General features: G+C 70.1%; 10 protein-coding genes. 1 reads left to right on the top strand and 9 read right to left on the bottom strand.

Translation table 11 applies throughout. From position 1 onward, the window contains the following. Positions 1 to 34: 34 nt before the first annotated feature. From ACFWE2_RS21070 to mshD, 9 genes are all read right to left on the bottom strand, one after another. A complete protein-coding gene (locus ACFWE2_RS21070; protein ID WP_377226166.1) occupies positions 35 to 1,651 on the bottom strand; it encodes an MDR family MFS transporter in 1,617 nt (538 codons plus the stop codon). Continuing rightward, positions 1,648 to 2,151 (bottom strand): MarR family winged helix-turn-helix transcriptional regulator, encoded by a 504-nt coding sequence (locus tag ACFWE2_RS21065; protein ID WP_377226165.1) that lies wholly within the window; start codon positions 2,149 to 2,151, stop codon positions 1,648 to 1,650. The genes ACFWE2_RS21070 and ACFWE2_RS21065 overlap by 4 nt, the downstream gene beginning before the upstream one ends. A 218-nt stretch (positions 2,152 to 2,369) precedes the next feature. Then, entirely contained in the window at positions 2,370 to 3,812 is a 1,443-nt protein-coding gene (locus ACFWE2_RS21060) for a sugar porter family MFS transporter (RefSeq protein WP_377226164.1), read from the bottom strand. Positions 3,813 to 3,894: 82 nt separating this feature from the next. After that, the gene (locus tag ACFWE2_RS21055; RefSeq protein WP_377226163.1) at positions 3,895 to 4,899 is read right to left on the bottom strand and encodes an anion permease; all 1,005 of its coding nucleotides are present in this window, start codon (positions 4,897 to 4,899) and stop codon (positions 3,895 to 3,897) included. Position 4,900: 1 nt separating this feature from the next. Continuing rightward, a complete protein-coding gene (locus ACFWE2_RS21050; RefSeq protein WP_377226162.1) occupies positions 4,901 to 5,518 on the bottom strand; it encodes a DUF47 domain-containing protein in 618 nt (205 codons plus the stop codon). 335 nt (positions 5,519 to 5,853) lie between these two features. Next, entirely contained in the window at positions 5,854 to 6,453 is a 600-nt protein-coding gene (locus tag ACFWE2_RS21045; protein WP_377226168.1) for a hypothetical protein, read from the bottom strand. An 82-nt stretch (positions 6,454 to 6,535) separates the two neighbouring features. Further along, positions 6,536 to 7,549 carry an NUDIX domain-containing protein gene (locus tag ACFWE2_RS21040; RefSeq protein ID WP_377226161.1) on the bottom strand — a complete coding sequence of 338 codons (1,014 nt, stop codon included), beginning with the start codon at positions 7,547 to 7,549 and terminating at the stop codon, positions 6,536 to 6,538. 17 nt (positions 7,550 to 7,566) lie between these two features. Continuing rightward, positions 7,567 to 9,864, bottom strand: a complete 2,298-nt coding sequence (locus tag ACFWE2_RS21035; RefSeq protein WP_377226167.1) for an RNA degradosome polyphosphate kinase — start codon at positions 9,862 to 9,864, stop codon at positions 7,567 to 7,569. A 258-nt stretch (positions 9,865 to 10,122) separates the two neighbouring features. Beyond that, a complete protein-coding gene (gene mshD, locus ACFWE2_RS21030) occupies positions 10,123 to 11,079 on the bottom strand; it encodes a mycothiol synthase (RefSeq protein WP_377226160.1) in 957 nt (318 codons plus the stop codon). Between mshD and ACFWE2_RS21025 the strand changes: the two genes are divergently transcribed. Next, a complete protein-coding gene (locus tag ACFWE2_RS21025; protein WP_377226159.1) occupies positions 10,990 to 11,274 on the top strand; it encodes a hypothetical protein in 285 nt (94 codons plus the stop codon). The two genes, mshD and ACFWE2_RS21025, sit on opposite strands and share 90 nt — an antisense overlap. The last annotated feature ends 22 nt before the right edge of the window (positions 11,275 to 11,296 follow it).

Here is an 11,296-nt window from a genome sequence, read left to right as displayed (position 1 = left end):
CACGCTCTACCTCGCGGGTCCCCGCGAGCGGAAGTCAGCTTGCGGCGGGTTCCAGGTCCTTGAGCTGGTCGATGCCCGAGCGGTGGCCCAGGGGGACCTCCTTGATGAGGGAGACGCAGAGCAGCGCGACCAGGGCCAGCGGCACGGCGGCGAGGAAGATGTCCGCGATGCCGTTCGCGTAGGCCTTCTCGACGACCTCCACCAGGACGGGCGGCAGTGTCGCCAGGTCAGGCAGGGTGCCGCCCCCGGAGGCGAGCGCTGACGGGTCGATGCCCTGCTTCGCCAGCTCGGGGGCGATCTCCGTGATGCCGTCCTGCAGGCCGGCCTTCACGCTGTGCCCGAGGATCGCGCCGAGCGCCGAGACCCCGATGGCGCCGCCGAGCGAGCGGAAGAACGTCACGGTGGACGTACCCGAGCCCGAGTCCTTGATGTGCAGCGTGTTCTGCGTGGCCAGCACCATGTTCTGCATGAGCAGGCCGACCCCGGAGCCGAGGACGAACAGGTAGATCGAGACCAGGACGAACGACGTGTGGTAGTCGAGGGTCGACAGGAGCAGCAGGCCGGCCGTCAGGAGCACGCCCCCGGTCACCATGTACGGCTTGTACCGGCCGGTCCTCGAGATGAGCTGGCCGCCGACCGTCGACGACAGGAACAGGCCGACGACCATCGGGATCGTGTACAGGCCGGACTCCGTTGGCGTCATGCCGCGCGAGAGCTGCATGTACTGGCTGAGGAACACCGACGAGCCGAACATCGCGACGCCGACGGCGACCGAGCCGATGACGGCGAGCACCAGGGTGCGGTTCTTGAACAGGTACATCGGGATGAGCGGGTTCTTGACCCGCAGCTCCACGAGCACGGCGACCGCCAGGACCAGCAGTGAGCCGCCGACCATGGCCGCCGTCTGCCAGGACATCCAGTCGAACTCGGTGCCAGCGAAGGTGATCCACAGGAGCAGCGTGGCGATGCCGACCGAGATCAGCGTGGCGCCGATGACGTCGATCCGGGCGGAGCCGCGGAGTCGCCTCGGGAGCTTGAGCGTGAGCTGGAGCACGATGATCGAGGCCACCGCGAACGGCAGACCGACGAAGAAGTTCCAGCGCCAGCTGATGGCGTCGGTGAGGAAACCGCCGAGGATGGGCCCGCCGACCATGCCGATGCCCATGATCGAACCCATGAGGCCCATGTACCGGCCGCGCTGACGCGGGCTGATGATGTCGGCGATGAGCACGGCGGACAGGGACTGCAGACCGCCCGCGCCGATGCCCTGGAAGGCGCGGAAGGCGATGAGCTGGCCGGTGTCCTGCGCGAACCCGGCGGCGGCCGCGGAGAGCACGGAGATGATCAGCGCGACCTGGATGAGTGTCTTGCGGTTCGTGAGGTCGGCGAGCTTGCCCCAGATCGGGGTGGAGATCGTCGAGGTCAGCAGGGTCGCGGTGACCACCCAGGTGAACGCCGACTGGTTGCCCTCGAGGTCGGTGATGATCTTCGGCAGCGACGACGAGACCACCGACATCGCCAGGACCGAGACGAACATGCCGAGAAGGATCCCGGACAGGGCCCGAAGGACCTCGCTGTGCGTCATGGCGGGTGGTTCGCCCTGGAGGTGGTCGGTCTCGACCACTGTGGACCGGGCGGTGGGGCTGGTCATGCGATCTCCTGCTGGTTCTGGGGTGATCTCCGGTGCGCCGTGTCCGCGCTGATGGTGTCGACGAGGCGGTGCAGCGTGCGGGTCGCCTCGGCGAGGTCTTCGGGCGACCATGCGGCGAACGCCCGGTCGATCAGGTTCGTGTACTGCTGGGCGGCCTCGGCCGCCAGGGCTCGCCCGACGTCGGTCAGCTCCACCGTGCGGATCCTGCGGTCCCCTGCGTCGACCGTTCGGACGACGTATCCGGCGTCGGCCAGCGTGCTGACCTGACGGCTCGCTACCGAGAGGTCGACGCGCAGGTGCGCCGCGAGGTCGGTCAGGGAGGTCGGGCCGCACTTGGCGAGCAGGTGCAGCACGGCGACGCCGGACCGGGGCCAGTCGAGCTCGTGGGCGATCCGTGCCGCCGCTTCCCGTTGGGCGCGCGACAGGCTCTGGAGCGCGGAGATCAGGGTGACGGCCGGAGCTTCGGTGCCGGACGGCGTCCGGCTGGGTAAGGAAGTCATCGGTGCCTCGCAATTGATTGCTTAGAGCAACTATATGAATATTGGTTGCCCAACGCAAGCGTTTCTCGGGTGCGGTTCGGCAGACCGGCATGTGACCTGTGCGACAGGTTGTCGGCAGGGCGGCCCGGCACGAGATCCGGCCCCGGCCACGAGAGCGGCGCCGCGCCCACGGTGGTGGGGACGGCGCCGTCGTCGGTCGGCGGGGTGGTGCGCTCGGGTCAGGCCCTGGTGCGGCTCTGGTCGACCATGTCCTCGAGCTCCATGCCCCGGGTCTCCGGCACCTTGGTGAGCACGAAGAAGAAGCTCAGCGCCGCGAAGGCGGCGTACATGAGGTACGGCACGCTGGCGCCGAACGCGGCGAGCATCGGCGGGAACGTCAGGGTGATGGCGAAGTTGGCGATCCACTGCATGGCCGCCGCGACACCGAGGGCGGCGGCACGGATGCGGTTGGGGAACATCTCGCCGAGCAGCACCCATACGAGCGGACCCCACGAGGCGCCGAAGAAGACGACGAACGCATTGGCGCAGATGAGGGCGATGACGCCCCAGGGGCCGCTGAGCGAGATGTTGTCACCCGAGCCGGTCGCCTGGGTGAACGCGACGGCCATGAGGCCCAGTGATACCGCCATGCCTGCCGACCCGATGAGCAGCAACGGGCGACGGCCCACCTTGTCGATGAGGGCGATGGCGATGAACGTGACGGCGACGTTCGTGACCGACGTGATGGTGGAGACCAGGAACGCCTGGCTCTCGTCGAACCCGACGGCCTGCCACAGCGTGCTCGAGTAGTAGAAGATCACGTTGATGCCGACGAACTGCTGGAACACCGACAGCAGGATGCCCACCCAGACGATCGGCTTGAGCCCGAGGACGCTGCCCCGGAGCGACGCCTGGTTGGTGTTCGCCTCGTCGACCGCGATGCTGTGGTGGATCTGGGCGAGACGGTCGTCGACGTCCTCGTCGGGGCCCAGCACGCTGGCCAGGACGGCCCGCGCGTCGTCGTCGCGTCCTTTGGCCGCGAGGTAGCGCGGCGACTCCGGGATGCGCAGCGCGAGGATGCCGTAGACGGCGGCGGGGACCACTGCCACCAGGAACATCCAGCGCCAGGCCTCCCAGCCGAGCCAGAGGACGTTGGCGGCGCCGCCCGCCGACTCGGCGAGGATCTGGTCGGAGAGCAGCGCGGCGAAGATACCGACGGTGATCGCGAGCTGCTGCAGCGAGCCCAGCCGGCCGCGCATGGCCGCCGGCGCGATCTCCGCGATGTACGCGGGCGCGATCACGGACGCGATGCCGATGCCCACACCGGCCATGAAACGCCAGACGGCCAGGTCCCACGCGGAGAACGCGATGGCCGAGAGGATCGACGACACGAAGAAGAGGATCGCGCCGATCACCATGACGTTGGTGCGGCCCCAGCGGTCGGCCAGCCGGCCGCCGGCCCACGCGCCGAGCGCGCAGCCGAGCAGCGCGACGGCGACCACGATCCCGGTCACCGACGGGTCGAGGGCGAACTGGCCCTCGATGGCGTTCACCGCTCCGTTGATCACGGAGCTGTCGAAGCCGAACAAGAAACCGCCCACCGCTGCGGCGAAGGCGAGGGCCGTTGCCTTGCGATGGGCTGATCTGGCGCCGGACGTCGGGGCGGTGGAGGCGGTGCTCATACGCTCGATGCTAGATCTCACCCGGTGCAAGTCGCGCGGGGAACGTTCCTGGTCAGGTCTGGTCGGGTCGGGCTAGGCCAGGTCAGACCAGGAACGGGAAGAGCGCCCACGTCGCGAGCGCTGCCACGAGCGCGGCGGCCGGGATGGTGAGGACCCACGCGACGGCGATGTTCTTGGCGACGCCCCAACGCACGGCGGAGAGCCTGCGGGTGGCGCCGACGCCCATGATCGCCGAGGTGATCGTGTGCGTCGTGGAGACTGGGGCGTGCAGCACGAACGCGTTGACGTAGAGCACGAGGGCCGAGACCGACTCGGCCACGAAGCCGCGGGCCGGGTCGAGCTCGATGATCCTGCGGCCGAGCGTGCGCATGATCCGCCAGCCACCCGAGTAGGTGCCGGCGGAGATGGCGGCCGCCGCGGAGAGCTTGACCCACAGGGGGATGCCCTGGTCGACGGAGGCCCAGCCAACGGTCAGCAGGGCCAGGTAGATGACGCCCATCGTCTTCTGCGCGTCCTGCAGGCCGTGGCCGAGCGCCATGGCGGCGGCCGACGCCGTCTGCGCGATCCGGAAGCGCCGGTTCGTCCTGGCCGGTGCCGCGTAGCGGAAGATCCACATGACCGCGACCATCACGGCGAAGGCGAGGCCGAAGCCGACCAGCGGCGAGATGATCATGGGCAGGACCACCTTGTCCACGATCGCGGACCAGTAGACGCTCATGCCGCCCGCGATACCAGCGCCCACCAGCCCGCCGATGAGGGCGTGCGTGGACGACGACGGCAGGCCGAACCACCACGTGATCAGGTTCCACACGATCGCCCCGAGCAGCGCGCACAGCACGACGGCGAGCTCGGCGTGCGTTCCGGCGCCCTCGAGGTTGACGATCGACGTCGCGATCGTCTCAGCGACCTCGGTGCCCAGCAGTGCTCCGGCGAAGTTCATGGCGGCCGCCATGACGAGCGCGACCCGCGGGGTCAGCGCCCGCGTCGACACCGACGTGGCGATGGCGTTGGCGGCGTCGTGAAAGCCGTTGGTGAAGTCGAAGCTCAGGGCGAGCGCCACCACGAGGACGACGAGAGCGACCTCCAACTCAGGACTCCTTGAGGGCGATGGTCTCGACCATGTTCGCGACCTTCTCGAAGCTGTCCGCGGCGTTCTCGAGAACCTCGACGATCTCCTTGAGCTTCATCAGCATGACCGGGTCGCCGGCGAAGTCGTCGAAGAGCTGGGCGAGCAGCTTGCGGTGCAGCTTGTCCGCCTGGTTCTCGAGGCGGTTCACCTCTACCCAGTAGTCGGCGAGCTTGTCCATCGAGCGCAGGCGCGGCATGGCCTCCGCCGTGAGCTCAGCGCACCGCTGGAGCACCTGGACCTGCTCGGACACGCGGTCGGGCAGGCCCTCGACCTTGTACAGGACGATCAGTTCGGCGGCCTCGTCCATCTCGTCCATGCAGTCGTCCAGCGCCGAGGCCAGGCTCGAGATGTCCTCGCGGTCGAACGGCGTAACGAAGGTCTGGTTGAGGCGCCGCATGATCGAGTGCGTCGCGTCGTCGGCGAGGTGCTCGACCTCGTGCATCTCGTCGGCGAGCTTCTCTCGTCCGGCCCGGTCCGCACCGAGCAGCTCCGCCAAGAGGGACGAACCCTGGACCAGATGCTGGGCCAGGTCGGCAAGAAGATCGAAGTACTTGGTGTCGCGCGGAGTAAGGCGCACGAGGGCTCCCGTTCTAAGGGCTCTGGAACAGGCTCAGCGTAGAGCGCTTGCCGACTATCGCCAATTTGCAAGGTTGCGCTTTGGCAGCCCGTGACAAAAGGCACAGGCGCGCGGGGCAAGGCAGTTGTCGACGGTCTTGTCGGCCGTGAAGGAAGTTGGAGCGACGCCGAACCGGGAGCGCCTCTCGGCGCGGGGCCGCTCGTAGCGGCTTGAGGTGGAGCCCGGGGCATCCGCAGCCCGGCGTCGCTTGCACCATCCTAATCGCGTGCGGGGATCTGCCAAGGGGGTCCGACGTCACAGCGCTACGGGCGAACGCCACTTGACAGGTCGTCCGCCTACTCGAGAGACCCCGTGCGCCACAGGCCTCCGGCCCGTTCCAGCTCCTCCGCGGTGCGCAGCAGGGAGCTAGCGCTGCGGGTCATCCGGGTCGCGCCGGTGGGGTCAGCCACCTCGCGGGAGTCCGCGTCGAACGCGGCTCCGGTCGACAGGATGCGGCAGAACGCGCCGGCCCGTTCGAGGGCGACGGCGAGGTCGCCGGTGAAGACGCCGGAGAGCACCGCGTCGGCAAGGATCCGCAGGTCGCCCGGTTCCGGAGGGCTCGGGACGCCCGCGACGGCCTCCTGGACCGGGGCGGCTTCCACACCGAGTCGATACCGGAGCATGACGGTAGGCATGTCACGGCGCACCCACTCACGCAGGACGTACAGCCGCCAGAGCGCACCGGGCAGCGACACGGCGGCGGCGTCCGCCCACAGGCCCGCCACCGTGTCGAGGCCCTCGTTCTCCACCAGGTGGATGAGCCGTTCCACCACGGCCGGATCCTCGGTGGTGCGTGCGCGGTCCACCAGCGCGCGTGCGGTCGCGTGCGCCACCTCGTCGCGCAGCGCGGGGTCCACCTCCCCCGGAAGCGCCTCGGCGTCCCGGGGGTCCAGCATGGCCGGCCGTCTCGGCGGTCGTTGGTCGCTGCTCATGGTGACCGATAGTGCGCCGAAGTGGCGCGCGTGTCTACCACCACGGTCACCAGACCAGCGGACTCACCTTCTCGGTGGCCACCACCAGGGGTCCGGAGGTGGTGTCGGCGACGTGCGCGACCAGCAGCTCGCCGGGCTCGAGGAACGGGTCGGTCGACGGCAGCCCGTCCGCCACAGCGCGTGACGCATGCCTGCCCAGCACGTCGAGCACCGTCGGGAGGACCGGCCGGTGGGTGCAGATGACCGACGACTCGGTGGTCTCCTCCAGGAGGTCGCGCACGGTTGCCGCGACACGCGACGGCGACCGCTCGTGCTGGGCCTCCGTCAGGTACTCGCTGTAGCTCGGCCGCAGGCTCGCGGCCCTGACGTACGGGTCGATGGTGGTGGCGCACCGCTCCCACCGGGAGCTGATCACGTGCTCGACACCGTAGGCCGCCAGCACCGGGACCAGTGCTGCCGCCTGGCCGTGCCCGAGCGGGGTGAGCGGGCGGTCCCGCTCCGCGCCGTGCCAGGCGGTGCGCGGCACCGCGCGGCCGTGCCGCGCGATCACGAGCGTCCGGGTCTGCAGCACACCCTCGGACTCGGCGGCCACCAGGGCGTTCAGCGGGCCCCGGTCCGACGCCCGGGTGAGGCGCTGCTCGGCCTCGTCGACGTCGAACCACTCGGTGCGGTCGACCTCGTCCCGGTCGACCGGCGCCAGGGGAGCGCGCGCCGTGAGCGCCGCGCTGTCGCGTCCCTTGCGGGCGCGACGCGACGCCCAGTAGTGCACGCGCTTCACCGTGCCGTCAGGGGTCAGGTACTGCAGGCCGGGCAGGGGCCTGCCGAGCACTATCTCCTTACCCGTCTCCTCGCCGACCTCGCGGATCGCGGCGCCCTGGAAGGACTCCCCGACCTCGAGCTTGCCCTTGGGCCATGACCAGTCGTCATACCGGGGGCGGTGCACGAGCTGCACCTGGAGCGTGCCCGAGCGGCGGCGCCAGACCAGCCCCCCTGCGGTCATGACGACCGGGGTGTGCAGGCTCGCGGCGGGGGAGGCCGCCGTCGTCGGGCCCGTGCCCACGACCGACCGCCGTCCCGTCACCGGACGGGCTCGAGCCGACGGCGCTGCCGCTGGATCAGGACCGCCTGCAGGTCGCGGAGGCCGTTGCTCTCCGCACCCGCGCTCGGGCGTTGCCAGCTCCCGTCGGGCAGGAGGTGCCATGACGCCGTCGTGTCGGCCATGGACTCGTCCAGCAGGCCGAGCAGCTCGCCCACGTGGTTCGGGTCGGAGATCCGGATGAGGGTCTCGACCCGGCGGTCGAGGTTGCGGTGCATCAGGTCGGCCGAGCCGATGAAGACCTCGGGGCCGGACTCCGGCCCTTCGGCGAGTGCGGGGCCCACCGAGTTGGCGAACGCGAAGATGCGCGAGTGCTCGAGGAAGCGGCCCAGGATGGAGCGCACGCGGATGTTCTCGCTCAGCCCCGGCACGCCCACGCGGACGGCGCAGATGCCGCGCACGACGAGGTCGACCCGCACCCCCGCCTGGGAGGCGCGGTAGAGGGCGTCGATGACGGTCTCGTCGACCACCGAGTTGATCTTCATCTTGACCCAGGCCTCGTGACCGGCCCGGGCCGCGGTCGCCTCGCGCTCGATGCGCTCCACCAGGCCCGAGCGGACGGCGCGGGGCGCCACGAGCAGCCGGTGGAACGTCGACTTCGGCGCGTACCCGGAGAGCTGGTTGAAGAGCCGGGTCAGGTCCTGGCCGACGTCCGAGTCGCAGGTCAGCAGGCCGTGGTCGGTGTAGAGGCGCGCCGTCTTGGGGTGGTAGTTGCCCGTGCCGACGTGGCAGTAGCGCAGCAGCGAGCCGTCCGGCTCCTGGCGCACGACGAGCGACAGCTTGCAGTGCGTCTTGAGGCCCACGATGCCGTAGACGACGTGCACGCCCGCCTCCTCGAGCTTGCGGGCCCAGGAGATGTTGGCCTCCTCGTCGAACCGGGCCTTGATCTCGACCAGGGCGAGCACCTGCTTGCCGGCCTCGGCGGCGTCGATCAGGGCGTCGACGATCGGCGAGTCGCCCGACGTCCGGTACAGGGTCTGCTTGATCGCCAGCACGTGCGGGTCGGCGGCGGCCTGCTCCAGGAACGTCTGCACGCTCGTCGAGAAGCTGTCGTACGGGTGGTGCAGCAGGATGTCCCGACGGCGGATCGCGGCGAACACGTCGGTCGGCTTGGAGCTCTCGACCTCTGCGAGGTGGCGGTGCGTCGAGGGCACGAACGGCGGGTAGTGCAGCGACGTCAGGTCGAGGTCGGCGATGAGGTTGAGACCGGTCAGGTCGAGCAGCGCGGGCAGCTCGTAGACCTCCTCGTCCTTGACCCCCAGCTCGCGGACGATCAGGTCCCGGATGCGCGGGCTGATGTCCTTCGCGATCTCCAGGCGCACCGGCGGCCCGAACCGGCGCCGGAGCAGCTCCTTCTCCATGGCCTGGAGCAGGTTCTCGGCGTCGTCCTCTTCGACGTCCACGTCCTCGTTGCGGGTGACGCGGAACGTGTGGTTCTCGCGCACCTCCATACCGGGGAACAGGTAGTCCAGATGCTGCGCGATGACCTCCTCGAGCGGCACGAACGAGAGCGGCCCACGCTGCGGGTCGGCCTTCTTGGTGCCGGGACGGCGCGGCTTGCCCGAGGCGTCCACGGCGATGAAGCGGGGCAGCAACGGCGGCACCTTGACGCGTGCGAAGTGCTCCTTGCCCGTCGCCGGGTTCGCGACGACCACCGCGAGGTTCAGGCTCAGCCCGGAGATGTAAGGGAACGGGTGGGCGGGGTCGACCGCGAGCGGGGTCAGCACCGGGAAGATCTGCTTGCGGAAGAACTTGTGGAGGCGCTCCTGCTCCTTGGTGTCCAGCTCGCCCCAGTGCACCAGCGTGATGCCCTCGCCGGCCAGCGCGGGCTGCACCTCGTCCTCGAACACGCGCGCGTGCCGCTCCATGAGCTTGTGCGCCTCGTCCGAGATGCGCGACAGCGCCTGGCGCGGGCCGAGCCCGGAAGCGCTCGTGACGGCGATGCCGGTGGCGATGCGGCGCTTCAGGCCGGCCACCCGCACCATGAAGAACTCGTCCAGGTTCGACGCGAAGATCGCCAGGAAGCGGACGCGCTCCAGCAGCGGGATCCGGGGGTCCTCGGCGAGCTCCAGCACGCGCTGGTTGAAGGCGAGCCAGCTCAGCTCGCGGTCCGCGAACCGGTCGACGGGCAGCGGTCCGCCGAGCACCGGGTCCAGCAGGCTGGTCCCCTCCGGGCTCTCCGCGATGTGCTCCGCGATGTGCGCGGCCAGGCTCGCGTCCAGGGAGCGCGGGTCCATGATGTCGTCGGCCGACGCGCCTTCCGGGACCGGCACCGGCATGGGTGACGGCGCGGCAGCCTGCCTGGTCTTCTCCGCCACCTCGGCGGTCGCCAGTCTGTCGGCGGTCTTCCCAGGGCGGTCCCGGTGTCCGTCGGGCCCGCCGTTCATGCTCTCGCTGCTTGTCGTACGAGGGCTCTGCTTCATGAATCGGCCGTTCTTGTCCCTGGTCCTGGCGGGGGTGCTCCCAGCACTGTCCTTCATGTCGTTCATGGTGTCACCGTTCGGTACACAGTGGGTGACGCTCTCGCAGAGCGTTCGTCACGGGCGGGAATATTGAACGTGTACGGCGGCCCGCGTGAACCCGGACCGCTCGTACGTCGCGAGAGCTGGCGCGTTGTCCCCCTCGACGTACAGCACGGCGCGCGTCGCGCCGGCACGGGCGAGGTGCGCCAGCCCGACATCCGTCATGAGCCGGCCCAGGCCCTTGCCCTGATGGTCCGGGTCCACGCCGAGGACGTAGATCTCGCCGTCGCGGGCGGCGTCCGGCCGGCCCGGCTCGACCTTCGTCCACTGGAACGCGACCGGATCGGCGTCGTCGCTCGCGCCGTCGGGTACGAGCAGGAAGAAGCCCTCGGGGTCGAACCACGCCTCGGCCTGGCGCGCGCGCAGGTCGTGCAGGGTCATCCGGCCCTGCTCCGGATGGGTCGCGAACGCGCGGGCGTTGACGCGGAGCCAGGCGTCGTCGTCGGCCCCCGGGCGGAACGTGCGCAGGCGATAGCCGGCGGGCGCCGCGGGCAGCTCCGGCGCTGCGGATCGCTCGAGGGGACGGGCAAGGAACAAGAGCTCACGTACCGGGTGCAGGCCCGTCGCACGGGCGAAGCCGCGGGCCGCCTCCAGGTCGCCGTGCGCCCAGACCCGCAGCTGCTTGCCGTGCTGGCCCGGCTCGCCCGAGCGCGACGGGAGCGTCGCGTCACGTTCGGCGGTCTTGAGGAGCATGCGCCCGCGACCGCCCAGACGGTGCTCCGGATGGATCACCAGCTCCGCGCTGGCGGTGTCGCCCGAGCGGTCGACCTGGACGTAGCCGATGGTGCTGCCCGACGTGGTGTGGGCCACGACGTGCGTGATCCACTCCGCGTCCGTCCCCAGGTTGAGCAGCGGCTGCTCGGAGAGCGGCGCTACGCCGTCGTGGGACTCGGCCGCGGCCGCCAGGTCTCGGACGGCCTGCTGGGCGTCGGCGTCGAGCGGGCCGATCTCGATAGGAGCAGCGATACGCATACGCCCATCTTCTCCCGATGGTCGAGCTTGTCGAGACCAGGTCGCTCCCCGCCGGCCTCGCGGATGATCCTGAAGGCCGCCGGCGTGGAGAAGGGCTCGGGCGAGCCGCACAAGACCAAGTCTGATGCTCTACCACTGAGCTACATCCGCGATACCGGGCATCCTGAGGTTTCCCCCGGTGTTCCGGCGTTCTGAACATTAATCGACCAGAGGGCTA

The sequence above is a fragment of the Promicromonospora sp. NPDC060271 genome (assembly GCF_042726755.1).
Classification (GTDB): domain Bacteria; phylum Actinomycetota; class Actinomycetes; order Actinomycetales; family Cellulomonadaceae; genus Promicromonospora.
Note: the sequence above shows the minus strand (reverse complement) of the source record. Positions and strands in the feature narration are given on the sequence as shown.